The organism is Ramlibacter sp. (assembly GCF_035548915.1).
Taxonomy (GTDB): Bacteria; Pseudomonadota; Gammaproteobacteria; order Burkholderiales; family Burkholderiaceae_C; genus Ramlibacter.
In genome coordinates, this window is record NZ_DASZSE010000054.1 from 97014 (window position 1) to 120613 (window position 23600).

The 23600-nt window shown below is 67.8% G+C and carries 24 protein-coding genes; 23 read left to right on the forward strand and 1 reads right to left on the reverse strand.

The window, feature by feature from the left end:
* Positions 1-4 precede the first annotated feature (4 nt).
* The 8 genes from VHA82_RS24550 to VHA82_RS24585 all read left to right on the forward strand — a co-directional run bounded on the left by VHA82_RS24550 (position 5) and on the right by VHA82_RS24585 (position 9198).
* Positions 5-1117, forward strand: coding sequence for a 2-aminoethylphosphonate--pyruvate transaminase (locus tag VHA82_RS24550; protein ID WP_325548222.1), 1113 nt, complete (start codon positions 5-7; stop codon positions 1115-1117).
* A gap of 134 nt (positions 1118-1251) precedes the next feature.
* Positions 1252-2616 (forward strand): glutamine synthetase family protein, encoded by a 1365-nt coding sequence (locus VHA82_RS24555; RefSeq protein ID WP_325548225.1) that lies wholly within the window; start codon positions 1252-1254, stop codon positions 2614-2616.
* 4 nt (positions 2617-2620) lie between these two features.
* Positions 2621-3757, forward strand: a complete 1137-nt coding sequence (locus VHA82_RS24560) for an iron-containing alcohol dehydrogenase (protein ID WP_325548227.1) — start codon at positions 2621-2623, stop codon at positions 3755-3757.
* A 12-nt stretch (positions 3758-3769) separates the two neighbouring features.
* Positions 3770-4561, forward strand: a complete 792-nt coding sequence (locus VHA82_RS24565; protein WP_325548229.1) for a type 1 glutamine amidotransferase — start codon at positions 3770-3772, stop codon at positions 4559-4561.
* A complete protein-coding gene (locus VHA82_RS24570; RefSeq protein WP_325548231.1) occupies positions 4558-5946 on the forward strand; it encodes an aldehyde dehydrogenase family protein in 1389 nt (462 codons plus the stop codon). The genes VHA82_RS24565 and VHA82_RS24570 overlap by 4 nt, the downstream gene beginning before the upstream one ends.
* A gap of 92 nt (positions 5947-6038) precedes the next feature.
* A complete protein-coding gene (locus VHA82_RS24575) occupies positions 6039-6293 on the forward strand; it encodes a hypothetical protein (protein ID WP_325548234.1) in 255 nt (84 codons plus the stop codon).
* 35 nt (positions 6294-6328) lie between these two features.
* Complete coding sequence (gene grrM / locus VHA82_RS24580; protein WP_325548236.1) at positions 6329-7456, forward strand: cyclophane-forming radical SAM/SPASM peptide maturase GrrM/OscB; 1128 nt, start codon at positions 6329-6331, stop codon at positions 7454-7456.
* Positions 7453-9198 carry a hypothetical protein gene (locus VHA82_RS24585; RefSeq protein WP_325548238.1) on the forward strand — a complete coding sequence of 582 codons (1746 nt, stop codon included), beginning with the start codon at positions 7453-7455 and terminating at the stop codon, positions 9196-9198. The genes grrM and VHA82_RS24585 overlap by 4 nt, the downstream gene beginning before the upstream one ends.
* A 42-nt stretch (positions 9199-9240) precedes the next feature.
* On the opposite strand, the gene VHA82_RS24590 is transcribed toward VHA82_RS24585, so the two are convergent.
* Entirely contained in the window at positions 9241-9873 is a 633-nt protein-coding gene (locus tag VHA82_RS24590; RefSeq protein WP_325548521.1) for a response regulator transcription factor, read from the reverse strand.
* A gap of 249 nt (positions 9874-10122) precedes the next feature.
* Here VHA82_RS24590 and VHA82_RS24595 point away from each other — a divergent pair, with 249 nt between their 5' ends.
* From VHA82_RS24595 to VHA82_RS24665, 15 genes are all read left to right on the forward strand, one after another.
* A complete protein-coding gene (locus tag VHA82_RS24595) occupies positions 10123-10389 on the forward strand; it encodes a hypothetical protein (protein ID WP_325548240.1) in 267 nt (88 codons plus the stop codon).
* 72 nt (positions 10390-10461) lie between these two features.
* Positions 10462-12153 carry an allophanate hydrolase gene (gene atzF, locus VHA82_RS24600; RefSeq protein WP_325548243.1) on the forward strand — a complete coding sequence of 564 codons (1692 nt, stop codon included), beginning with the start codon at positions 10462-10464 and terminating at the stop codon, positions 12151-12153.
* Positions 12150-13151 (forward strand): ABC transporter substrate-binding protein, encoded by a 1002-nt coding sequence (locus VHA82_RS24605; protein WP_325548246.1) that lies wholly within the window; start codon positions 12150-12152, stop codon positions 13149-13151. Before atzF ends, VHA82_RS24605 begins: the two co-directional genes overlap by 4 nt.
* Positions 13148-13909 (forward strand): ABC transporter permease, encoded by a 762-nt coding sequence (locus VHA82_RS24610; protein WP_325548248.1) that lies wholly within the window; start codon positions 13148-13150, stop codon positions 13907-13909. Before VHA82_RS24605 ends, VHA82_RS24610 begins: the two co-directional genes overlap by 4 nt.
* Positions 13906-14733 carry an ABC transporter ATP-binding protein gene (locus tag VHA82_RS24615; RefSeq protein ID WP_325548251.1) on the forward strand — a complete coding sequence of 276 codons (828 nt, stop codon included), beginning with the start codon at positions 13906-13908 and terminating at the stop codon, positions 14731-14733. The genes VHA82_RS24610 and VHA82_RS24615 overlap by 4 nt, the downstream gene beginning before the upstream one ends.
* 3 nt (positions 14734-14736) lie before the next feature.
* Positions 14737-14946 carry an AtzG-like protein gene (locus tag VHA82_RS24620; protein WP_325548253.1) on the forward strand — a complete coding sequence of 70 codons (210 nt, stop codon included), beginning with the start codon at positions 14737-14739 and terminating at the stop codon, positions 14944-14946.
* Entirely contained in the window at positions 14943-16313 is a 1371-nt protein-coding gene (locus VHA82_RS24625; protein ID WP_325548256.1) for an AtzE family amidohydrolase, read from the forward strand. The genes VHA82_RS24620 and VHA82_RS24625 overlap by 4 nt, the downstream gene beginning before the upstream one ends.
* Positions 16314-16318: 5 nt before the next feature.
* Positions 16319-16687, forward strand: coding sequence for an oxalurate catabolism protein HpxZ (hpxZ, locus tag VHA82_RS24630; protein ID WP_325548523.1), 369 nt, complete (start codon positions 16319-16321; stop codon positions 16685-16687).
* Positions 16688-16727: 40 nt separating this feature from the next.
* Positions 16728-17837 carry a BMP family ABC transporter substrate-binding protein gene (locus VHA82_RS24635; RefSeq protein WP_325548259.1) on the forward strand — a complete coding sequence of 370 codons (1110 nt, stop codon included), beginning with the start codon at positions 16728-16730 and terminating at the stop codon, positions 17835-17837.
* 43 nt (positions 17838-17880) lie between these two features.
* Complete coding sequence (locus tag VHA82_RS24640) at positions 17881-18960, forward strand: ABC transporter permease (protein WP_325548261.1); 1080 nt, start codon at positions 17881-17883, stop codon at positions 18958-18960.
* Positions 18957-19874, forward strand: a complete 918-nt coding sequence (locus VHA82_RS24645) for an ABC transporter permease (protein WP_325548264.1) — start codon at positions 18957-18959, stop codon at positions 19872-19874. The genes VHA82_RS24640 and VHA82_RS24645 overlap by 4 nt, the downstream gene beginning before the upstream one ends.
* Positions 19875-19877: 3 nt before the next feature.
* A complete protein-coding gene (locus VHA82_RS24650) occupies positions 19878-20564 on the forward strand; it encodes an isochorismatase family cysteine hydrolase (RefSeq protein WP_325548267.1) in 687 nt (228 codons plus the stop codon).
* A gap of 5 nt (positions 20565-20569) precedes the next feature.
* Positions 20570-22189: an ABC transporter ATP-binding protein gene (locus tag VHA82_RS24655; RefSeq protein ID WP_325548269.1), complete on the forward strand. Its 1620-nt coding sequence runs from the start codon at positions 20570-20572 to the stop codon at positions 22187-22189.
* Positions 22186-22857: a cysteine hydrolase gene (locus VHA82_RS24660; protein ID WP_325548271.1), complete on the forward strand. Its 672-nt coding sequence runs from the start codon at positions 22186-22188 to the stop codon at positions 22855-22857. The genes VHA82_RS24655 and VHA82_RS24660 overlap by 4 nt, the downstream gene beginning before the upstream one ends.
* 19 nt (positions 22858-22876) lie before the next feature.
* Complete coding sequence (locus VHA82_RS24665) at positions 22877-23599, forward strand: GntR family transcriptional regulator (protein ID WP_325548526.1); 723 nt, start codon at positions 22877-22879, stop codon at positions 23597-23599.
* Position 23600: the final 1 nt, after the last annotated feature.

Consider the following 23600-nt stretch of genomic DNA (forward strand, 5'->3'; position numbering starts at 1 on the left):
GACGATGGAACCTGTCCTTCTTACTCCCGGGCCGCTCACCACGACGCTGCGCACGAAGCTCGCGATGCTGCGCGACTGGGGCTCGTGGGATGCGGACTTCATCGCCGTCACGGCCCGCGTGCGCGCGAGCCTGCTGAAGATCCTTCACGCCGAGTCGACGCACGTGGTCGTGCCTTTGCAAGGCAGCGGCACGTTCAGCGTCGAAGCCGCCGTCGCGACGGTGGTGCCGCGGGACGGCCACGTGCTCGTGCTCGACAATGGCGCTTACTGCAAGCGCGCCGCGAAGCTCGCGCAGATGATGGGCCGGCGCTGCACGGTAATGCCGTTCGACGAGGCGCAGCCGGTGTCGGCGCAGGCGCTTGACGAGAAGCTCGCGGGCGACGCCGGCATCACGCATGTGATCGCGGTCCATTGCGAGACGGGAGCGGGCGTGCTGAACCCGCTGGAGCGGATCGCCGAGGTGTGTGCCGCGCGCGGCCGCGGACTGATCGTGGATGCGATGAGCTCGTTCGGCGCCTTGCCGATCGACGCGCGCGAAGTGCGTTTCGATGCGCTCGTCGCAGCCAGCGGCAAGTGCCTGGAGGGCGTGCCGGGCATGGGCTTCGTGTTCCTGCGCAAGGACATCCTCGAATCGTGCGCGGGCAACAGCCAGTCGCTCGCGATGGACCTGCACGACCAGCACACCTACATGGAGCGGACCGGCCAGTGGCGCTTCACGCCGCCCACGCACGTGGTGGTGGCGCTGGCCGAGGCGATCGCGCAGTTCGAGGAAGAAGGCGGCCAGCCCGCGCGTCTTGCGCGCTACACGCGCAACTGGCGCACGCTCGTGGACGGCATGGCGCGGCTGGGCTTCATGACGTTCCTCGATCCGTCGGTGCAGGCGCCCGTCATCGTGACGTTCCACGCGCCGGGCGATGCGCGCTACGAATTCAAGGCGTTCTACGAAGCGGCGAAGCGGCGCGGCTTCATCCTCTATCCGGGCAAGCTGACGCAGGTGGAGACCTTTCGCATCGGCTGCATCGGCGCGATCGGCACGACCGAGATGGAGCAGGCCGTGCATGCGGTCGAGCTGGCGCTGCAGGACCTCGGGATTGCCTCCGGGGAGCCGGAGATCTGAACGATCATGTGGGGCGTTGTTCACCGCAGAGGCGCAGAGGGCGCAGAGGGCCGCAGAGATTCTTCTTCAATTCCTCTGCGGCCCTCTGCGCCCTCTGCGCCTGTGCGGTGAATACGAACCAGAAAACCAAGACCATGGCCAAGAACGACAAACACCACCCCGCCCTCGCCGCGCTGAAGAAAGACAACGCGTCGAAAGTGAAGGTCGCCGTGAGCGACATCGACGGCGTGCTGCGCGGCAAATACCTGCACATCGACAAGTTCATGGGCGCAGCCGACGGCGGCTTCGGCTTCTGCGACGTCGTATTCGGCTGGGACTCCGGCGACCAGCCCTACGACAACACGCAGGTCACCGGATGGCAGCACGGCTTTCCCGACGCGACGGCGCGGATCGACCTCGACACCGCGCGCCACGTGCCCTGGGACGGCAACGTCCCGTTCTTCCTGGCCGACTTCGTGAACGCGGACGGCTCGCCCTACCCCGTCTGCCCGCGCCAGACCCTGAAGCGCGTGCTCGCGCGTGCGCGCAAGCTCGGCTGCGAGGTGATGTGCGGCTTCGAATACGAGTGGTTCAACTTCCGCGAGACGCCGCAATCGTGGGCAGCGAAAAAGGGCGTGGCACCCGAGACGATCACGCCCGGCATGTTCGGCTATTCGCTGCTGCGCATGGGCGACAGCCGCGAGTTCTTCAACGCGCTCATGGACGACATGGGTGCCTTCGGCGTGCCCATCGAGGGCCTGCACACGGAAACCGGCCCGGGCGTGTACGAAGCGGCGATCGCGTTCTCTCCGGCGCTCGAGCAGGCCGACCGCGCGATCCTGTTCAAGACCGGAGCCAAGGAGATCGGCAAGCGCTACGGCATCATGCCGAGCTTCATGGCGAAGTGGTCGCAAAACTATCCCGGCTGCAGCGGCCACATTCACCAGAGCCTCTCCGACGGCAAGTCGAACCTCTTTGCCGATGCGAAGAATCCGCGCGGCATGAGCAAGCTCTTCGAGAGCTACCTTGCGGGGCAGCTCGCCTGCATGATGGAATTCGCGCCGATGATCTGGCCCACGATCAACAGCTACAAGCGCCTCGTGGACGGCTTCTGGGCGCCCGTGAAGCCGACCTGGGGCCTGGACAATCGCACGGCATCGTTCCGCGTGATCGCGGGCTCGCCCAAGGCAACCCGGCTGGAAACGCGCTGCCCCGGCGCGGACGTGAATCCCTATCTCGCGATGGCCGCGGTCGTCGCGGCGGGCCTCTACGGCGTCGAAAAGGGCCTGAAGCTCACGGCGCCGCCGATCACCGGCACCAACCAGGGCGGCGAGAACATTGCGCGCGCGCCGCGCACGCTCATCGAAACCACGCGCGTCTTTCGCGAGTCGAAGATCGCACGGGATTTCCTGGGCGACACCTTCGTCGACCATTTCGCCGCCACCCGCGAGTGGGAGTGGCGCCAGTGGCAAGACGCGGTGACCGACTGGGAAATGAAGCGCTACTTCGAAATCATCTGAACCCATGAGCCTCAGCAGCTTTTCGTTTCCGACGGCGATCCTCTTCGGCGCGGGCGCTCGCAAGGAAGTCGCCGCGCATCTGCGCGAACAAGGCGTGAAGCGCCCGCTCATCGTCACCGACAAGGCGCTCGCGGCGCTGCCGGTGCTCGCCGAGTTCAGGTCGCACCTCGCCGGCCTCGACGCCGCCGTGTACGGCGGCGTATTCGGCAATCCCACGGCAAGCCAGGTGATGGAGGGCGCGGCGGCCTTCCGGGCGCATGGCGCGGACGCGGTGATCGGTTTCGGCGGCGGTGCGGCGCTCGACGTGGCGAAAGTCGTCGGTGTCGCCGCCACGCACGAAGGCGACATCCTCGAATACGCGTGGGATCACCCGAAGGTGCGGCCCATCACGCACGAGCTGCCGTATTTCGTCGCGTTGCCGACCACCGCCGGCACGGGGTCCGAGGTGGGGCGCTCGGCTGTCGTGAGCGAAAACGACACGCACCTGAAGCGCATCGTTTTCAGCGCGAAGCTTCTCGCGAAGCGGGTGTTCGCCGATCCGGAACTCACGACGGGCCTGCCTTCGGCGATCACCGCGGCGACCGGCATGGATGCGCTCACGCACAACATCGAAAGCTACCTCTCGCCGGCCTACCATCCGCTGTGCGACGGCATCGCGCTGGAAGGCACGCGCATCGCGGCGCGGGCACTGCCCACGGCCGTGCGGGAGCCGGCGAATCTGGCCGCGCGAGGCGACATGCTCATGGCCTCCATGATGGGCGCCATCGCATTCCAGAAAGACCTGGGCGCGGTGCATTCGTGCGCGCACGCGCTGGGCGCCGTATGCGACATGCATCATGGTCTCGCGAACGCGCTGATGATCGATACGGTGCTCGCGTGGAACCAGCAAGCGGTGCCGCAGAAGTTCGACGAGCTCGCCCACGTGTGCCAGGTGCCCGGCGGCGGGGCGAACTTCATCGCATGGCTGGAGCAGCTGAAGCGCGAGATCGGGATTACGGGAACGCTCTCTTCGCACGGCGTGAAGGCGCAGCAGATTCCTCGGCTGGTCGAGATCGCCGTGGCGGACATCTGCCACCAGACGAATCCGAGACCGTGCACGGCGCAGGATTTCGAGCGGCTGTTTCATGAAGCCATGCAGTGAGGCGTCGCCACCATGCCTGAGCGTCTGAAGATCGGCATCAGCGCCTGCTTCTTTCATCCCGACCCCGAGCGCAAGTCGGCACCGTCCAAAACGCTCCAATGGATCGAGCAATCGACCGCGCACTGGGTCATGTCCGAAGGCGCGCTGCCCGTCATGATCCCCTCGCCCTTCGGCGACACTGCGCGCGGCGACGTGACGGTGGACGACTATGCCCGCTGGCTGGACGGCCTCGTGATGCATGGCGGCGCGGACCTCTCGCCCGCGAGCTACGGCGAAGCGCCGCTCAAACCCGAGTGGAGCGGCGACAAGCTGCGGGACGACTACGAGATCGCGCTCGTGCGCGCCTTTCACGCCGCGGGCAAGCCCGTGTTCGGCATCTGCCGCGGGCTGCAACTCATCAACGTGGCGCACGGCGGCACGCTCTACCAGGACATCTCGACGCAAAAGCACGGTGCGCTTACGCACCGGGACGCGGCGGCGTACGACCTGAACTTCCATCCGGTGGAGATTCTGGAGGACACGCGTCTGGCCCAACTGCTGGGCGGCGCCGGCCGGCACAAGATCAATAGCGTCCACCACCAGGGCATCAAGAAGCTCGCGCCGGGCTTCACCGTCGAGGCCGTGTCGCCCGACGACGGCGTGATCGAAGCCATCCGCCATGCGGGCGACGCGTGGATCGCGGCCGTGCAGTGGCATCCCGAATTCCACTTCCCCGAGCTCGGCGTGATCGACGACACGCCGCTGCTGCGCGACTTCCTCGCGGCGGCCGGATCGGCGCGAGCGCAACGAACGAAGAAACGATGAGCATGCTCACCATCCGCAACCCCGCTACCGGCGAGATCATCACCACCTTGCCCGCGGACGACACCGCATCGGTTACCGCCAAGGCGCAGGCCGCGCGCGATGCCCAGCCATCCTGGGCGGCGCTGCCGCTTTCGCAGCGGCTCGCCTGCATCGAGCGTTTCCGCGCTTTGGTCGTGCGCGATCTGGAAGTGCTCGCGACGGTGATGACGCGCGAAACCGGCAAGCCGATCCGCATGTCGCGCAACGAGCTGAACGGCCTCTTGCCGCGGATCGACTTCTTCCTGAAGGAAGCCGAGGGCGCGGTCGCGCGCGAAACGGTGTACGACGAAGGCGGCGGCGTTGCAGGCAGCATGCGCGAGCAGATCGAGCACGTTCCGCTCGGCGTCGTCGCGAACATCTCGGCGTGGAACTATCCGTGGTTCGTAGGCTGCAACGTGATCCTGCCCGCGCTCGTCACGGGCAACGCCGTGCTGTACAAGCCCTCGGAGTTCGCGGCGATGACGGGCCAGGAAATCGCGCGCCTCCTGCACGAGGCCGGCGTGCCGCGCGAAATCATGGTGTGCCTGATCGGCGAGGGCGCGGTGGGCTCCGCACTCTTGCAGCAGCCGATCGACGGCGTCTTCTTCACCGGCTCGGTCGCGACGGGGCGGCGCATCGCCGAAGCGGTGGGCCACCGCTTCATCAAGCTGCAGCTGGAGCTCGGCGGCAAGGACCCGACCTACGTGTGCGACGACGCCGATGCGCGCACCGCGGCGGAGTCACTCGCCGACGGCGCGATGTACAACACGGGCCAGAGCTGCTGCTCGGTCGAGCGCATCTACGTGCACGAGAAGATTCACGACGCCTTCGTGTCGGCGCTGGTGGACACGGTGAAGACGTATCGCATGGGCGATCCGATGAGCGAGGACACCTACATCGGCGCGATCACGCGCGCGCCGCAGCTGCAGGTGCTCGCCGATCAGGTCGCCGATGCGCGATCGCGCGGCGCGAAGCTGCTCGCGGGCGGCGGCATCGGCAAGGGGCCGGGCCAATGGTTCGAGCCGACGGTGATGACCGACGTCGATCACAGCATGGCGATCATGCGCGAGGAGAGCTTCGGCCCCGTGATCGGCGTGCAGAAGGTGAAGGACGACGCCGAGGCGGTCCGCCTCATGAACGATACGCGCTATGGCCTCACGGCCGGCGTCTACACACCCGATGAAGCGCGGGCGCGCGCGATCCTGTCGCAGGTGCATGCGGGCAGCGTCTACTGGAACTGCTGCGACCGCGTGAGCCCGCGGCTGCCGTGGAGCGGCGTGGGCGACAGCGGGGTGGGGCTCACGCTGTCGCGTTACGGCATCCAGGCGTTCACGCGGCCGAAGGCTTGGCACCTGCGCGCTGCGTGATCCGCTTTCTCGAACTTATTGCCTCATCCGTTTGTGGGATGCGCGGATCGACGGATCGCCCTACCCTGACCGCCTCACCAGGAGGTATGGCCATGGATCGTGAAGCCAAGCAAATTGCCGCCAGAATCGTCTTGATTGCCGGCGCGGGCCTGTCGGTGCTCGCCACGTCCGAGGCGATCGCTGCCTGGGCGGGCAGCGAAGGTGCGTTGACCTTGCAGGAGGTGCGCCAGTGTTTCGACGGTGGCGCGGCATCGGTCCTTCGCGCCGGTGCGCAAGGTGAGGAGACCCTGGTCGCGGACTTCGAAAAGACCTTCGAAAAACAGTTCGACAACAAGCTTCCCGCCTGAAGCCTCGGCCGAGGTGCATTGTGGGGACGATCAAGTTGCTGATCATCCAGGGCACGCCCTTTTGCAACTTGGATTGCCGCTACTGCTACCTTCCGGAAAGATCGGTCAAGGAGTTCGCCCCGCTCGGCCTGTTCGACCGCACCGCCGAGAAGCTGCATTCGGAAGGCCTGGTGGGCGACGCCCTGTCGATCCTGTTCCACGCAGGCGAGCCGCTGGTGTACCCGGCCAGCGGCTACGCACATTGCATCGCCGTCTTCCAGTCTCGATTTCCGGCGACGAAACTCCGATTCGTGGTCCAGACCAACGGGACCCTGATCACCGATGCATGGTGCGAATTCTTTCTGAAACACGGAATCGAAGTGGGCATCAGCATCGACGGCCCAGCCCGGCTGCACGATGCGCACAGAGTCACGCGAACCGGCAAAGGCACGCACTCCGCCACCCTCCGGGGCCTGCGCCTTTTGCAGAAGCACGGGATTGCCGCCCATGCGCTGGCGGTCCTCACGCGCGAATCGCTCGACGATCCGTGCGGTCTGTACGATTACTTCCGAAGTCTCGGTGTCGCTTCCGTTTCGCTGAATCTCGAAGAAATCGACGGCTGCAATTCAGCGTCGACGCTCTTCGCCCACGCAACCGAGGCAGTCGTCGATCGATTCTTCGAGACATACTTTGAGTCCGTCAAGGCGGCGGGCCCGCAAGCCCCCTTCAGCCGCGAATTCGAAAACACGCTCAGAAATATTTTCTCGAAACCCGGCGGACAAGCCGACGAGTCCACGCCGTTTCGCATCCTCACGGTGGACCGCACCGGCCAGTACTACACGTTCTCTCCCGAACTCGCGGGTACGAAAGCAGCTCGCTATCCGGACGGCTTCGCCTTGGGCGACATCTTCGATGACGCCGCGTCCATCCGCGGCGCGGCGACGCGCCACGCCGATCTCTTCGACGAGGTCTCGGCGGGGGTGGATGCCTGCCGGACAGGATGCGAGTACTACGGCGTATGCGGCGGCGCATTCACCTCCAATCGCCTGGCCGAACATGGAACGTTCGCGGTGCGTGAAACGAAGCAATGCCGGCTCACCGTGCAGGCTCAAACCAAAGCCATGCTGGCGGTACTGAAGAAGGCGGCGGCGACCGCCGCAGCCGGCATGGCACCGGCCTCATGATCGTCACCGACATCGTTCGCGATTGGGGGAAGGTGGCAGGCGTCGCCGGCATGGGGATGACCGTCTTCCTCCTGATCATCCGGCAGATCGTCCAGAAGCTGGACCTGCCCAGGTTTCCGGTCAGGCAGGCCACCTACATATTGACGCTCGTCATCGTTCTGACGTTCGGGATTGCCGTGATCGGGATCGGTGCCTGGCTCTTCACGCAGAGCGACTCCAACCGCCAGAAGGCGGAAATCTTCGACATGCTCGTCGGGCAGGCACAGGCCGCGACGGTGACGGGCGGCGCGGCGCCCTCTGCCCGCGAGAAATACGCTCGCGATTCGCTTCCCCAGCAGAAGGAGCGCTTCAACGCGGTCCTTCGAGACATGCGGGCCCTGCTGCGCGAGCAGCAAGCCGGGGCACGCCAGATCGACGACATCGAGGCATCGCTCGAAAAGGGCGACGCGAGCGTTGCCATCCGGCAGTTGCGGGAGATCGCCGCCTCTCACGAGGCATCCGCGGCGCGCGCGAGGACCATCGCCGCGGACATGCTCGAGTTCTCGGGGCGATTCGAGGAAGCGCTGGACGAATATTCCCGTGCCGCCGACGCGCAGCCCGGCAACGAGAAGGCTCTCGACAGCGCGGTGGGACTCGCGCTCAACATCGGCAGGCACGACATTGCCGACGCGCTGATTCAGCGGCACGAGGACAACGCTCGAGCCAGCGGATCCGACGACTATGTCCTCGCCCACTACGTCGGTCTTCGCGCCATCTCGCTGTGGTTCCAGGGCAGGAACCGGGAGTCGAAGGAAGCGTTCGATGCCGCCTTGCCTGTGCTGGCAAGGCGGCGCTCGGAATTCCTCGCGCAGCTGTTGAACGACAGCGTGGCCCTGTACGACTCGATAGGGCAGTTCGACGTCGCTCGGCAGCGGGCCGCGCAAGCGGAGAATCTGTGGCGCTGCCTGGCCGGCGAGCGCAGCGAGCGGACCCGGATTGCGCAATACAACCTCTCGGCGGAACTGATACGGGAAGGCCGATATTCAGCCGCGCGCCAGGTATTCGAAACGGCTTTCAGACTGCCGGCGGAGAACTGGAACAGCCGCTTCCGTCGTGTCGTGCTGGAAGGGCATGTCGCCTTCCACCAGGGAAACTGGGCGGCCGCGGAACGTTCGTATTCGGATGCGCGCCAGATCCTGGCGCAGCAAAGGCACACCGGTGAATATCGCTACCTGAGAGTGCTTCGCTTTCTGGGGGAAGCGCTCATCGCACAAGGTGCGCAGCAAAGGAGCGAAGCCGTGCTGCAGGAGGCCTTCAGTATGGCGCAGCGGATTTCGGGCCGAGCGGCTCAGGAGACGCTCTACCTTCAGGCACTGCTCGGGCTGGTCGATGCCAATGGCGAGCATGCCCGCCTGGCGCTTCCCGCGCTGGAATTGGCGCAAGCATCCTTTCCCGAAGAAAGTCGCCATTCCCCTGAATACGCGGCTGTCCTGGAGACGGAGGCGAAGGTGCTCTGGGCGGCCGCCAATCGACCACGTGCCATCGAGCAATTGCGCACGAGTTGCGCCATCTACGCGGCCAATACCTCGGCCGCTCAGGACCCGACGGTGCGCTGCTACGAGCGCCTGCAAGGCTACCTCCGGGCGCTTCCAGACACCCGGCAAGCCGCAAGCGTCGAGACTTCGATTGCGAACGCGCGAAGCGCCGCGGCTGCGAAAGCCCGGGAAGGCGTGACGGGAATTCAATCGGCCTGCACTGCCTGAATCAGGCCGCCGCGCTTTGCATGCGCCGGTGAGTCTTTTCCCTCAATCGATCAGCTTGTTCTTCAGCGCGTAGTACGTGAGGTCGCTGTTGGACGAGAGATTCATCTTCTCCATCAGGCGCGTGCGGTACGTGCTGACCGTCTTCACCGAAAGCGACAGGTCCTTCGCGATGTCGCCCGCCGATTCGCCCTTGGCGAGCTTCAGGAACACCTGGAATTCCCGCTCGGAAAGCTGCTCGTGCGGCGCGCCCGCCTCGGGCCGGTTGAGCTGGCGCGCGAGCAGTTCGGCCACCGTGGGCGAGATGTAGCGCCGCCCCAGCGCGACGGTGCGGATGGCGTTCACGATCTCCATCGGCTCGCACCCCTTGTTGAGGTAGCCGCTCGCGCCCTGGCGGATCAGGTTCACGGCGTACTGCTCTTCCGGATAGCCGGAGAGCACCAGGATGCCGACATCCGGAGCCTTCGCGCGGATCATCGCCAGCGCGTCGATGCCGCTTTGGCCGGGCATCGACAGGTCCATGAGCAACACGTCCATCTCCGTCGTGCGCACGAGGTCGATGGCTTCGCGCCCGGTGGACGCTTCGCCCACGACGCGCAGGTCGACCTGCTCGTTGAAGAACTGCCTGAGTCCCGATCGGACGATCGCGTGATCGTCGACGATGCCGACTTTGATGATGGAATCGTTCATGTTGCGTTGGCCTTCCGGTGCGGGACGCTTTTGCATCCCGTGAAGGCAGATTATTTCGCCGACTCCCGCGCAATGGCTGACCTAGCTTATGGGCCGAGGCCGCTTTATCTTGTCGTCCTGTTCTTACAAAAGGCCCGGTCGGCCCCCGTTGACGGTGGGTCACGCCCTTTGCCGACAAGGGTTTGCCGTCGATGTGCAGAGACTCTTTTCAAACACGTTAAGCAGACGGAGCGCCTCATGTCCACCCCCGATTCCCGGCCCGATGACGTTGTCGTGCTGCCGGTGGCGACACGCGACTTCATCCTGAAAGCCCTCGGCGAAGCCAGCCGGGCCCTGAGCCGCACGCACGGCCTGCGCGCGACGCGTCGCATCCTGGTGGAAGAGGGCATCCAGCTCACCCAGGACAACTCCTTTCGGATCAACCACCTGAATCCGCTGCTGCTGATGAATCTGATCCGCAGCATGCTGGCGAAGGAACCCGCGCCCGGCCATCCTCCACGGTGACGCTTCGCGCCACGGCTGTGCCATGGCACGGCCTTTGCATCACATCTTGTATTCAAGGTGGGATGCTCAGTGATGGTGCAAAGCGCGAATGCGTGGATCTCGAAGCCCGACGGCCCGATCCCGACGGATCGTGAAGGCCCGCTCGCGGGGCTCTCGTTCGCCGTCAAAGACAACATCGACGTTGCCGGCTTCGAGACCACGGCGGGTTGCCCCGCGTTCGCGCGGCGTGCGACGGCCCACGCTACCGTAGTGCGCAAGCTGCTCGAAGCTGGTGCGCGATTTGCGGGCAAGACCAATCTCGATCAGTTCGCCTGCGGCCTGAACGGAACGCGTTCGCCCTACGGCGCGGTGCCCAATGCGTTCGATGCGGCCTTCATCGGCGGCGGCTCGAGCTCCGGCTCGGCCTTCGTCGTCGCGAGCGGCGAGGTCGATTTCGCGCTCGGTACCGACACCGCGGGCTCCGGCCGCGTGCCCGCGGGGCTGAACAACATCGTCGGCCTGAAGCCCTCGCGCGGACTCGTGAGCGCGCATGGCGTCGTGCCCGCCGCGCAGAGCGTGGACTGCGTCGCGATCTTCGCGCGCACGGTCGGCCTCGCTTCGCAGGTGCTGCAGGTGGTAGCGGGCCCCGACGCGCAGGACCCCTATTCGCGCCGCATCGCTCTGGCCGCGTCGCCGTGGGCGGCGAGCTTTCGCTTCGGCGTGCCCGATGCGCTCGACTTCCAGGGCGACGAGGTGCAGAAAGCGGCGTTCGCGCTGGCCGTCGAGCGTCTGCGCGGCCTGGGCGGCACGCCGGTCACGATCGACTACGAGCCGCTCGCCGAGGCCGCTTCCATGCTGTACGGAAGCGCGCTGGTGGCCGAACGCTACGCCGCGGTGCGCGAATTCTTCGACGCGCACGAAGCGGAAGTGATCGAGCCGGTGCGAAGCATCATCGCAAGCGGGCGGCGTTACAGCGCGGCCGACTGGTGCGACGCGCAGGTGCGGCTGCACGCGATCGCGCAGCGCGCGGCGCCGATGTGGGAGGCGATCGACGTGCTGGTGCTGCCGACCGCGCCCACGCACTACACCATCGCGCAGATGCAGGCCGACCCGGTCGCGTTGAATCGCAACCTCGGCGCGCACACCAACTTCGTGAACCTGCTCGATTGCGCCGCGCTCTCCGTGCCGAGCAGCATGCGCCCCGACGGCCTGCCGTTCGGCATCACGCTCGTCGCGCCGTGCGGCAGCGACTGGCAGCTCGCCGAGCTCGGGCAACGCTACCACCACGCCACCGCGCTCATGCAGGGCGCGACAGGCAAACCGCTGCCGCCGATGCAGCCGATCCCCGGGCTCTCGAGCGCGCGGGATTCGGTGGACCTGGCCGTCGTCGGCGCCCATCTGCGCGGCATGCCGCTCAACGCCCAGCTCACCGGGCGTGGCGCCACTTTCGTGCGCGAAGACCGCACCGCGCCCGACTACCGCCTCTACGCGCTGCCGGGCACGGTGCCGCCCAAGCCCGGACTCGTGCGCGTGGCGCCCGGCCGCGGCCACGCGATCGCGATCGAAGTGTGGCGCGTGCCGCTCGCGCAGTACGGATCGTTCGTCGCGATGGTGCCCTCGCCACTCGCCATCGGCACCCTGAAGCTCGCCGACGGCAGCGGCGTGCAGGGCTTCCTGTGCGAACAACTCGCCACCGACGGCGCGCAGGACATCTCCGCGAGCGGCGGCTGGCGCAACCACATCGCATCGCTTGCAGCCATGAACCTCGAAAGGAACTCGCCATGAACATCCCGACCGCTCGCGTCCCCGGCCGCCGCAGACTCCTGCAAGGCGCCATGGCGGCCACCGTGCTCGGACTCGCCGCGCTGCCGCGCGCGCGAGCGCAGGCCACGCCGAAGATCCGCATCGGCTTCTGGCCTGTCGCGTCGGGCCTGCCCTTCTTCGCCGCCGTCGACAAGGGCTACTTCAAGGAAGCGGGCCTCGATGTCGAGGCGCTCAAGTTCGCGAGCGCGCAGCAGGTGATGGAGGCGATGCTCTCCGGCCGTGCCGAGGGCAGCTCGAACGGCACCGCATCCGCGGTGCTCGCCATCGGCGAGATCGCGCAGCCGGGCCTCTTCAAGATCTTCTGCACCAATCCGACCAACGCGAAATACGTGCTGGACGAATTCATCGTCGCGAAGGAGAGCCCGATCAAGTCGATGGCGGACCTGAAGGGCAAGCGCGTCGCGTCGGGCCCGGGCGTGCAGAACGTCGTGCTCGCGAAGACGGTGCTCGAGCGCGGCGGCGCCGGCGCCATCAGCGTCACCGAACTGCCGATCGGCCAGCATGTCGCGGCCGTGGCCGCCGGACAGGTCGACGCCGCCTACACGCTCGAGCCCACCGGCACGGTCGGGCGGCTCAACGGGACCACCCGCACGCTCGAAGTCGGCGTGATCGCGAAGTACGTGCTGGGCGACCCGATGGCGCCGTGGCACGGCGGCTCGGCGACCCTCACGAGCGACTTCATCGCGAAGCATCCCGACGTCGCGAAGAAGTTCATCGCCGCCTACAAGCGCGGCGTCGATCTGGTGCGCGCGAAGCCGGACGAGGCGCGTCCGCACCTGAAGGGCTACACCGCCATCGAAGGCCCGCTCACGGCGGAAGTGCCGATGTCGGACTACCTCTTCTCGAGCGACTTCAGGCCGAGCGACATCGCCTACTTCCAGCGCTTCTTCGATCTCTTCACGGAAAAGGGCATCTTCAGCCGCAAGGTGCCCGTCGCCGACCTGCTCTACAAAGCATGAACGCGAAACACCTCTCGCGCGCGCTGCCCGCGCTCGGACCGCTCCTGCTTTTCGTCGTGTGGGACCTGGTGGTGCGCTTCGGGCTCATCAAGCCGATCCTTTTGCCGCCGCCCGCGGCCACGGTCGAAACGCTCGTGAGCGGCCTCCTGGGCGGCGCCCTCCTCGGTGACTTCGCCGTGACGGTCAAGCGCACGCTGGAAGCTTTCGCGATCGCGGCGGCCGCGGGCATGCCGCTCGGCATCGCGCTCGGCAGCACCGAACGCGCCTACCGCAGTCTCGAGTTCCTGATCGACTTCTTCCGCTCCACGCCCTCTTCCGCGCTGATCCCCCTCTTTCTCCTCATCTTCGGCGTGTCTGACATCAACAAGGTGGCCATCGCCGCGTTCGGCGCGTTTCTGATCGTCGTCTTCAACAGCGCCTACGGCGTGATGAACGCGCGCAAGCAGCGCGTGATGGCCGCGAAGGTGATGGGCGCGACGCGCTGGCAGACGTTTCGCGACGTGCTGTTCTGGGAAAGCCTGCAGCCCTCCTTCGTGGGCCTGCGCTCGGCCGTGTCGATGGCGCTCGTGATCGTGATCGTGGCCGAGATGTTCATCGGCTCCGAGAACGGCCTGGGCCACCGGATCATCGACGCGCAGCAGGTGTTGAACGTGAGGAGCATGTACGCGGCGATCCTCGCGGCGGGCGCGCTCGGCTATGCGCTCAATGTGCTCTTCCTCGTCGCCGAGCGGCGCATCGTGCACTGGAGCGGAAGATGAACGCCGTCCTGAACGTTCCCATCGAGCCCTACCCCGACGTGCCGAAGCGCGCGTTCGAGCCGGGCCCGCCGGGCACCGAGATCACCATCCGCGGCCTCACGAAGCACTTCGCGGGCTGGCCGCTTTACGAGAACTTCGACCTCGACATCCCGAAGAACCGCATCGTGTCGGTGTTCGGCCCGAACGGATGCGGCAAGTCCACGCTCATCAACATGATCGCGGGGCTGATCCCGATCGACTCGGGCGAGATCCTCTTCGACGGCAAGTCGCTGAAGGAGACGAAGATCGGCTACGTCTTCCAGAACTACCGCGAGGCGCTCTTTCCGTGGATGCGCACGATCGACAACATCGCGTATCCGCTGCGGCTGGAGGGACGCTCGAAGGCCGAAGTCGACCGGCGCATGCAGGAACTCGTCGCGTCGTTCGACGTGAAGTTCGATCTCAACCGGTTCCCCTACGAGCTGTCGGGCGGCCAGCAGCAGACCGCCTCGATCATGCGCGCGCTCGCGAACGGCCCCGAGGTGCTGTTCCTGGACGAGCCGTTTTCCGCGCTCGATTTCGAGATGACGCTTTTCATCCGCGAGAAGCTGCAGGAAGTGTTCATGCACACCGGCACGACCATGCTGCTCGTGTCGCACGACCTCGAGGAGGCGGTGTATCTCGCCGATCAGGTGCTGCTGCTTACGAAGCGGCCGACGAAGATCGCCGAAATCCTCGCTTACGGCGAAGCGCGCCCGCGCACCGTTGAGACGCTCTCCGATGCGGGCTTCGTCGCCACCAAGAAGCGCAGCCTGGAAGTCTTCCAGCGCGAAGTGAGGCGCTGACGCATGGAAGAGCGCTCGCTCATCGAGTACGTGCGCGCGGCTGCGACGCTCGCCGGCATCGCGCTCGACGACACGCATGTCCGGGAGGTCGCGTTGCACCTCTCGCGCACGGCGGCGATGGCGCGGCTGCTCGAATCGTCCTCGTCCCATTCCTCGAACGAGCCCGCCGAAATCTATTGCCCGGCGCCCTTCCCGACGGAGGACGCGCCGTGACGGCGGCCGAGCGCCTGATCGACGCCGTCGCTGGCGGCGAGGCGAGCGCGCGCGAGGTCTGCGAAGCCGCCATCGCGCGCGTCGAGTCGACGGATGCGCGCATCAACGCGTTCACCGAGCACACGTTCGCGCGCGCGCGGCGCGAAGCCGATGCGGTCGATGCGCGGCGCGCGGCGGGCGAACGCCTCGGCCCGCTCGCGGGAGTGCCCTACGCGGTGAAGAACCTCTTCGACATCGAAGGCGTGACGACGCTTGCCGGCTCGAAGATCAACCGGGGCCACTCGCCCGCGCGCGAAGACGCCGTTCTCGTGCAGCGGATGAAGGCTGCGGGCGCGGTGCTCGTGGGCGCGCTCAACATGGACGAGTACGCCTACGGCTTCACCACGGAGAACACACACTACGGGCCGACCCGCAATCCGCACGATACGTCGCGCACCGCGGGCGGCTCTTCCGGCGGCAGCGGCGCCGCGGTCGCGGCGGGCGAGGTCCCGCTCACGCTCGGCTCCGACACGAACGGCTCGATTCGCGTCCCCGCTTCGCTTTGCGGTGTGTGGGGCCTGAAGCCCACCTTCGGGCGCCTTTCGCGGCGCGGCAGCTATCCGTTCGTGCACAGCCTCGACCACCTGGGACCGCTTGCCGCGAGCGTGCGGCTGCTCGCGCTTTCCTACGACGCGCTGCAGGGGCCCGACCCGCTCGACCCCGGGTGCCATGCGCTGCGCTCGCAGCCGGTGCATCATCTGCTCGAACGCGGCATCGCGGGCTTGCGCATCGGCATCCTGGGCGGGTATTTCCAGGACAACGCGACGGCACCCGCGCGCGCGGCCGTGGCGGCGGCGGCGTCGACCCTCGGGGCGAGCGAAGAGGTGGCCTGGCCCGACGCCGCGCTCGGTCGTGCCGCGGCATTCATCGTGACAGCCGCGGAAGGCGGCAGTCTGCACCTGCAGGACCTGCGCACGCGGGCCGGCGATTTCGAGCCGCTCTCGGTGGATCGCTTCATCGCGGGCGCGCTGGAACCCGCCTCGTGGTACCTGAACGCGCAGTGCTTCCGGCGCGTCCATCGCGAGAAGATCCATGCGCTCTTCTCGAAGTGGGATCTTCTGATCGCGCCTGCGACGCCCGTGCACGCGCCGACCCTCGGCACGGAGTGGCTCGACATCAACGGCTCGCGGCAGCCCTGCCGCCCCGCGATGGGCCTGCTCACGCAGCCCATCTCGTTCGCGGGTTGCCCCGTGGTCGCCGCGCCGATGTGGCCGCAGAGCACGGGCGGCCTGCCCATCGGCGTGCAGCTCATTGCCGCTGCCTGGCGCGAAGACATCGCGCTGCGCGCGGCGCGCGTGCTGGAACAGTCGGGAGCGGCGCACCTGTGAACCATATGGAAATCAACCGGCCGGACGTGCTCGAGGAAGTGAGCAGCGTGTTCGACCGCTACGAACACGCGCTCGTCACCAACGACGTCGCCGCGCTCGACGAGCTGTTCTGGGCGAGCCCGCACACGCTGCGCTACGGCGCGACGGAGAACCTGTACGGCTACGACGCCATCGCCGCGTTCCGCGCGGCGCGCCCCGCGACGGGGCTCGCGCGCGAGATCGTGAAGAAGGTCATCACGACCTACGGCCGCGACTTCGCCACGGCCAACGTCGAATTCCGGCGCGGCGGCCGCACGGGTCGCCAGAGCCAGACCTGGCTGCGCACGTCCGACGGATGGCGCGTCGTCGCCGCACACGTATCGCTTCTTGCATGAATCCTGCTTTCGTTTCGCCAACCGCTCTGAGGAGAAAACCATGAGCCTGCAGTTCAACCGCCGCGACACCCTGAAGACGCTTGCCGCTCTCGGGGCCGCATCGAGCGCGCCGTTCGCGTTCGCGCAAGCCAAGCCCATCACGATCGGCGTGATCTACGTCGGCCCGCGCGACGACTACGGCTACAACCAGGCGCAGGCCGAGGCCGCCGCGCAGCTGAAGAAGGTGGCGGGCATCAAGGTCGTCGAGGAAGAGAACGTGCCCGAGACCGCCGCCGTGCAAAAGACGATGGAAGGCATGATCCGGCAAGACGGCGCGACGCTGCTCTTTCCGACGTCCTTCGGCTACTTCGATCCGCACGTACTCGCGATGGCGGCCAAGTATCCGGACGTGCGCTTCGCGCATTGCGGCGGCCTCTGGACCGAGGGCAAGCATCCGAAGAACGCGGCGAGCTACTTCGGCTACATCGACGAGTGCCAGTACCTGAACGGCGTCGTCGCGGGGCACATGACGAAAAGCGGCAAGCTCGGCTTCATCGCCGCCAAGCCGATCCCGCAGGTGCTGCGCAACATCAACGCCTTCACGATGGGCGCGCGCTCGGTGAACCCGAAGGCGACGACGCAGGTGATCTTCACGGGCGACTGGTCGCTGCCCGTGAAGGAAGCCGAAGCGACGAACAGCCTCGCCGACCAGGGCGTGGACGTGTTCACGATGCACGTGGACGGACCCAAGGTGATCGTGGAGACCGCCGCCAGGCGCGGCAAGATGGTGTGCGGCTACCACGCGAGCCAGGCCAAGCTCGCGCCGCAGGCCTATCTCACCGGCGCCGAATGGAACTGGCTCACCGCGTACAACACGTTCATCGACGCGGCGCGCAACGGCAAGCCGCATCCCAATTTCGTGCGCGGCGGGCTGAAGGAGGGATTCGTCAAGCCATCTCCCTACGGCCCCGCCGTGAGCGACGCGGCGAAGAAGACGACCGACGGCGTGAAGGCCGCGATGCTCGCGGGCAAGTTCGACATCTTCAAGGGCCCGCTGAAGGACAACAAGGGCGCGACGGTGATCCCCGCCGGCACCACGCACAAGCAAACCGACCTCGAGCTGGAGAAGATGAATTACCTGGTCGAAGGCGTGATCGGCAGCGCTGCCTGAAGACAACGAGAAGTCGTCCCCGCGGGGATGACGCACAAGCCGCATGCGCAGCTTCGCTCTCTCCTCGGCCGCCATCGTGGTCGCGCTGATCCTCTTCGGCGGGTTCGTCGCGCTCGCGGGCGCGAGCCCGCTCGAGGCGTGGCTGATTCTTTTCAAGGGCGCGTTCGGCGACTGGTTCTCGTGGCAGAACACGCTGCAGCGTGCGGCGCCTCTCATGCTCACGGCGCTGTGCGTGGCGATTCCCGCGCGCTCGGGTCTCGTCATCATCGGCGGCGAAGGCGCGCTCGTGCTGGGCGGGCTCGCCTGCGCCGCCGCCGCGCAATTGCTGCCCGCGGGCGCGGGCCTCGCGGGCACCGCGATCGTCTGCCTCGCGGGCGCTCTCGTCGGCGGCGCGTGGATCATGCTCGCCGGGTGGCTGCGGCAGCGGCGCGGCGTGAACGAGACGATCGCGAGCCTGCTGCTCGCCTACGTGGCCATCGGCCTTTTCAAGCATCTGGTGGAAGGCCCGCTGCGCGATCCGTCGTCGCTCAACAAGCCCTCGACGCACGCGCTCGCCGAGAGCATGCGCATCGGCGGCATCCTCGGCTCGGACGTGCACTGGGGCTTCGTGTGCGGCGTCGCGGCGTGCATCGCCTCGGCGCTCTGGCTGCGCTGGACGCCTTCGGGGTTCGCGGTGCGCGTGGTGGGCGGCAACCTGCGCGCGGCGCAGCTGGTCGGCTTGCCGGCCGGGCGGCTGATCCTCGCCGCCTGCGCGCTCGGCGGCGCGGCCGCGGGACTCGCCGGCGCGATCGAAGTCGCGGCGGTCCACACCAATGCGAATGCATCCCTCATCGCGGGCTACGGCTACGCGGGCATCCTCGTGGCGTTCATGGCGCGGCAGCAACCGCTTGCGATCGTCCCGGTGGCGATCCTCTTCGGCGGCTTCGGCGCGGCCGGCAGCCTCCTGCAGCGCAGGCTCGGCTTGCCCGATGCGTCGGTGCTCGTGCTGCAAGGCATCTCGTTCGTGCTGATCCTCGCGAGCGAGGCGCTGCGCGACGTCGACTGGAGCGTGGTGTGGGCGAAGCTGAAGAGCCCGCTGCCCGCGATCCGGCCGCAGGGCAACCGCAAGGAGGCCCAGGCGTGAGCGGCGATCAGATCGTGGCCGTGCTCTTCGGCATCGTGGGCGGCGCGTTGCGGGTGGGTGCGCCCTTCCTTTTCGTTTCCCTCGGCGAATGCGTCACGGAAAAGGCGGGCCGCATCAACCTCGGACTCGAGGGCGTGCTCGTGCTCTCGGCGATGTCGGCTTTCGGCGGCGCGTACTGGAGCGGCTCGGTGTGGGCCGGCGTGCTCGCGGGGATGGCCGCGGGGGCATTACTCGCCGCCCTGCACGGAATCATCTGCTCGCTGCCGCGCGTGAACGACATCGCCACGGGCATCGCGCTCATGCTGCTCGGCACGGGGCTCGCGTTCTATCTCGGCAAGCCGCTGATCCAGCCGCAGGCGCCGCAACTGGCGCCTCTGGACTTCGGATTCTGGAGCAGCTCGCCCGCCATCAGGGCCGCGCTGCAGATCAACCCGCTCGTGCCGCTCGGCGTGCTGCTCGCGGTGGCGCTGTGGTGGGCCTTCGCGAACACGCGCGCGGGCCTGCTCGTGCGCATGGCGGGGGACTCGGCGGATGCGACGCGCGCGCTCGGCTACTCGGTCTCGGGCATCCGCATTGCCGCCACGAGCGCGGGCGGAATGATCGCGGGGCTGGGAGGAGCCTGTCTCACCCTCTTTTATCCCGGCAGCTGGAGCGAAGGCATCTCCAGCGGGCAGGGCCTGATCGCGGTGGCGCTCGTGATCTTCGCGCGCTGGAGTCCGCTGCGCTGCGTGACGGCGGCTCTCCTTTTCGGCGGCGCGGGCGCGATCGGCCCCGCGCTGCAGTCGGTGGGCATCTCCTGGGGCTACCACCTCTTCAACATCGTGCCCTACGTGCTCACGCTCGCGATTCTCGTCGCGAGCTGCAAGCCGGGCCGGCTCGCGGCGGGCAGCCCGGGCGAACTTTCCTCGAGGTGACCAATGGAACGATTCGTCGACGCCCATCCGTACGCGTGGCCGTACAACGGCGACATGCAGCCCGACAACACGGCGCTCGTCGTGATCGACATGCAGACCGACTTCTGCGGACACGGCGGCTACGTGGATGCGATGGGCTACGACATCTCGCTCACGCGAGCGCCGATCGAGCCGCTCCGAAAGACGATGGCCGCGATGCGCAAGGCGGGCTACTTCGTGATGCATACGCGAGAAGGCCATCGCCCGGATCTCTCGGACCTGCCCGCCAACAAGCGCTGGCGGTCGCGGCAGATCGGCACGGGCGGCATCGGCATCGGAGACGCCGGCCCGTGCGGGCGCATCCTCGTGCGCGGCGAGCCGGGCTGGGAAATCATCCCCGAGCTCGCGCCCCTCGCGGGCGAAGTCGTCATCGACAAGCCGGGCAAGGGGTCCTTTTGCGCGACGGATCTCGAGCTGATCCTGCGCACGCGGGGCATCGTCAATCTCGTGCTCGCGGGCATCACGACCGACGTGTGCGTGCACACGACGATGCGCGAAGCCAACGACCGCGGCTTCGAGTGCCTGATGCTCTCGGACTGCACGGCGGCGACCGACCGCGGCAATCACGAGGCCGCCTTGAAGATGATCACGATGCAGCACGGCGTGTTCGGCGCGCACGCCACGTCGCAGGCGCTGATGGAGGCGCTGTGACCAGCATGCCGCCCGTCGAAGCGCTCGCGCCGGCGGCGACCGGGGCCATGGCGCTCGAAACCTACGAACTCACGAAGCGCTTCGGCGCGTTCACCGCGCTCGACCGCGTGACGATGAAGGTCGCGCCCGGCACGGTCCACGCGCTGCTGGGCGAGAACGGCGCGGGCAAGAGCACGCTCGTGAAGTGCATCGCGGGCTTTCATCGGCCCGACGGCGGCGGCATCATGACCGACGGCCGCGAGCGCGAGATCGTCAATCCAGTCGTCGCGCGCGCGCTGGGCATCGGCATGGTGTACCAGCACTTCACGCTCGCGCCGGGCATGACGGTCGCGGAGAACCTGCTGCTCGCGGGCGGCGACGCGCCGGCCTTCATCGACTGGAAGGCGAAGCGCGCGCAGCTGAAGGCCTTCCTGGAAGGCACGCCGTTCCGGCTCGACCTCGATGCGAGGCCGGCGGAGCTCGCGGCCGGGGAGAAGCAAAAGCTCGAGCTGCTGAAGCAGCTCTATCTGAAGCCGCGCCTTCTGATCCTGGACGAGCCCACGTCGGTGCTCACGCCGCAGGAAGCCGACGAGGTGCTCGCGCACGTGCGCGAATTCGCGCGCGCCGGGCTCTGCACGGTGCTCATCATCACGCACAAGTTTCGCGAGGTGATGGCGTACGCGGACGACGTGACGGTGCTGCGCCGGGGCAAGGCCGTGCACGGCACGAGCGTGCGCTACACGGGCCCCGCGCTCCTTGCGCGGCACATGGTGGGCGAAGCCGCCGAAGAGGCGATCACCGAGGAGAACCTCTCGCAGGTGCATGCCGTGCGCCAGCCGGTGCCGGATGCGCCGGGCCGCGTCGGCCCGTCCGCGCGCGCGCAGTCCGCGTCGCTTTCCGTGGAAGGTCTCCAGGTGATCGGCGACCGCGGCGCGCTCTCCGTGCGCGGGCTCGGTCTCGTCGTGCATCCCGGAGAGATCCTCGGCGTGGCCGGCGTCTCGGGCAACGGCCAGCGCGAGCTGGTCGAGGCGCTCGTGGGCCAGCGCGAGCGCGCGGCGGGCGTCGTGCAGGTGATGGGCGAGCCCTATCGCGCGTCACGCGAGGAGAACCACCGGCTCAAGGTGAGGAGCCTGCCCGAGGAGCCGCTGCGCAACGCGTGCGTCGGCGTGCTGAGCGTCGCGGAGAACATGGCGCTGCGCGATTTCGACCGGCCGCCGCTCGCGCGGGGCGGACGGCTTCGCTTCGGCGTGTGGCGCTCGCGCGCGCGCGAATGGATCGAGAGCTACGGCATCAAGACGCGCGGCGAGTCCGCGCCGATCGCGAGCCTTTCGGGCGGCAACGTGCAGCGCGCCGTGCTCGCGCGCGAGCTGGCCGGCGAGATCAACGTGCTCATCGCGGCCAACCCCGTGTTCGGCCTCGACTTCGCCGCGGTCGAGGAGATTCACGCGCGCCTGCGCGGCGTGCGCGATGCGGGCGGCGCCGTGCTCCTCATCAGCGAAGACCTCGACGAGCTGCTCGCGCTGGCCGACCGCATCGTCGTGATGAGCGAAGGACGCATCGTGCACGAGACGACGGCCGCGCAAGCCGAACGCCACGTGCTGGGCGCGCACATGGGCGGCGGCCATCACGTGGAGGCGCACGCATGATCGAGGTGGCCGCGACCCCGTTTGCCTACGCGTTCGAGCCCGCGAGCACCGCGCTCGTGATCATCGACATGCAGCGCGACTTCGTGGAGCCCGGCGGGTTCGGCGAAAGCCTGGGCAACGACGTCTCGCGGCTCGGCGCCATCGTGCCGGCCTGCCGCCGCGTGCTGGCCGCCTGGCGCGAGCGCGGCGGCCTCGTCGTGCACACGCGCGAGGCGCACCGGCCCGACCTCTCCGACTGCCCGCCCGCCAAGCGCGACCGGGGCAATCCGAAGGTGCGCATCGGCGACACCGGACCGATGGGCCGCATCCTCGTCGCCGGCGAGCCGGGCAACCAGATCATCGACGCGCTCGCGCCCGAGCTGGGCGAGCTCGTGATCGACAAGCCGGGCAAGGGCGCCTTCTACGCCACGCCGCTGGACGACGTGCTGCGCAAGGCCGGCATCACGCACCTGGTCTTCATGGGCGTCACGACCGAGGTCTGCGTGCAGACTTCCATGCGCGAGGCGAACGACCGCGGCTACGACTGCCTGCTGCTGGAGGATTGCACGGAGAGCTACTTTCCCGAGTTCAAGTCCGCGGCGATCGAGATGATTCGCGCGCAGGGTGCGATCGTCGGCTGGACCGCTCCCAGCGCGCAGCTGCTCGGCGCCATGGCTGCGTCGCGCTGATAGAGTCGGCACCGTGCCCCTGCCCGCGCCCCGTCCCGCCCTGCGCAATCGCAAACCGCACGTGCACCGCTCGCGCGCGGACGAGGTGTACGAGCAGCTGAAGCGCGACGTGGCCGAGTTCAGCCTGGTGCCGGGCGACCGCTTCACCGAAAGCGAGCTCTGCGAGCGGCTGGGCGTTTCGCGCACGCCGGTGCGCCAGGCACTTTTCCGGCTGCAGCAGGAAGGCCTCGTCGAGGTGCTCTTTCGCAGCGGCTGGCGCGTGCTGCCCTTCGACTTCGAGCGGTTCGAGCAGCTCTACGACCTTCGCATGGTGCTCGAGACCACGGCCGCGCAGCGCATCTGCGCCGACGGGCGGGGCGTGGACCGCGCGCTCCTGGAGCAGCTGATCGCGATCTGGCTCGTGCCTACGGCCGAGCGCAGCAGGGACGCCGCGCGCGTCGCGAAGTGGGACGAGGACTTCCACTGCTCGCTGGTCGCGGCCGCGGGCAACGCCGAGATGGCGCGCGTGCATCGCGACGTGACGGAGCGCATCCGCATCCTGCGGCGGCTCGACTTCACGCAGCAGGCGCGCATCGACACCACGTACGAAGAGCACGCGAAGATCCTGAAGGCCATTCAGCGCAAGCGCGGCGACCAGGCCGCGATGCTGCTGCGCGCGCACATCGAGACGAGCCAGGCCGAGGTGCGCAAGATCACGCTGCACCAGGTGCATCTGGCCCGCGCGGGGGCGCTGAAGGCGTAGG

What these genes read in the sequence shown, in the direction of transcription:
- VHA82_RS24550 (WP_325548222.1), top strand. Translation starts at nt 5, where the DNA reads ATGGAACCTGTCCTTCTTACTCCCGGGCCGCTCACCACGACGCTGCGC.
- VHA82_RS24555 (WP_325548225.1), top strand. Translation starts at nt 1,252, where the DNA reads ATGGCCAAGAACGACAAACACCACCCCGCCCTCGCCGCGCTGAAGAAA.
- VHA82_RS24560 (WP_325548227.1), top strand. Translation starts at nt 2,621, where the DNA reads ATGAGCCTCAGCAGCTTTTCGTTTCCGACGGCGATCCTCTTCGGCGCG.
- VHA82_RS24565 (WP_325548229.1), top strand. Translation starts at nt 3,770, where the DNA reads ATGCCTGAGCGTCTGAAGATCGGCATCAGCGCCTGCTTCTTTCATCCC.
- VHA82_RS24570 (WP_325548231.1), top strand. Translation starts at nt 4,558, where the DNA reads ATGAGCATGCTCACCATCCGCAACCCCGCTACCGGCGAGATCATCACC.
- VHA82_RS24575 (WP_325548234.1), top strand. Translation starts at nt 6,039, where the DNA reads ATGGATCGTGAAGCCAAGCAAATTGCCGCCAGAATCGTCTTGATTGCC.
- VHA82_RS24585 (WP_325548238.1), top strand. Translation starts at nt 7,453, where the DNA reads ATGATCGTCACCGACATCGTTCGCGATTGGGGGAAGGTGGCAGGCGTC.
- VHA82_RS24595 (WP_325548240.1), top strand. Translation starts at nt 10,123, where the DNA reads ATGTCCACCCCCGATTCCCGGCCCGATGACGTTGTCGTGCTGCCGGTG.
- atzF (WP_325548243.1), top strand. Translation starts at nt 10,462, where the DNA reads ATGGTGCAAAGCGCGAATGCGTGGATCTCGAAGCCCGACGGCCCGATC.
- VHA82_RS24605 (WP_325548246.1), top strand. Translation starts at nt 12,150, where the DNA reads ATGAACATCCCGACCGCTCGCGTCCCCGGCCGCCGCAGACTCCTGCAA.
- VHA82_RS24610 (WP_325548248.1), top strand. Translation starts at nt 13,148, where the DNA reads ATGAACGCGAAACACCTCTCGCGCGCGCTGCCCGCGCTCGGACCGCTC.
- VHA82_RS24615 (WP_325548251.1), top strand. Translation starts at nt 13,906, where the DNA reads ATGAACGCCGTCCTGAACGTTCCCATCGAGCCCTACCCCGACGTGCCG.
- VHA82_RS24620 (WP_325548253.1), top strand. Translation starts at nt 14,737, where the DNA reads ATGGAAGAGCGCTCGCTCATCGAGTACGTGCGCGCGGCTGCGACGCTC.
- hpxZ (WP_325548523.1), top strand. Translation starts at nt 16,319, where the DNA reads ATGGAAATCAACCGGCCGGACGTGCTCGAGGAAGTGAGCAGCGTGTTC.
- VHA82_RS24635 (WP_325548259.1), top strand. Translation starts at nt 16,728, where the DNA reads ATGAGCCTGCAGTTCAACCGCCGCGACACCCTGAAGACGCTTGCCGCT.
- VHA82_RS24640 (WP_325548261.1), top strand. Translation starts at nt 17,881, where the DNA reads ATGCGCAGCTTCGCTCTCTCCTCGGCCGCCATCGTGGTCGCGCTGATC.
- VHA82_RS24650 (WP_325548267.1), top strand. Translation starts at nt 19,878, where the DNA reads ATGGAACGATTCGTCGACGCCCATCCGTACGCGTGGCCGTACAACGGC.
- VHA82_RS24655 (WP_325548269.1), top strand. Translation starts at nt 20,570, where the DNA reads ATGCCGCCCGTCGAAGCGCTCGCGCCGGCGGCGACCGGGGCCATGGCG.
- VHA82_RS24660 (WP_325548271.1), top strand. Translation starts at nt 22,186, where the DNA reads ATGATCGAGGTGGCCGCGACCCCGTTTGCCTACGCGTTCGAGCCCGCG.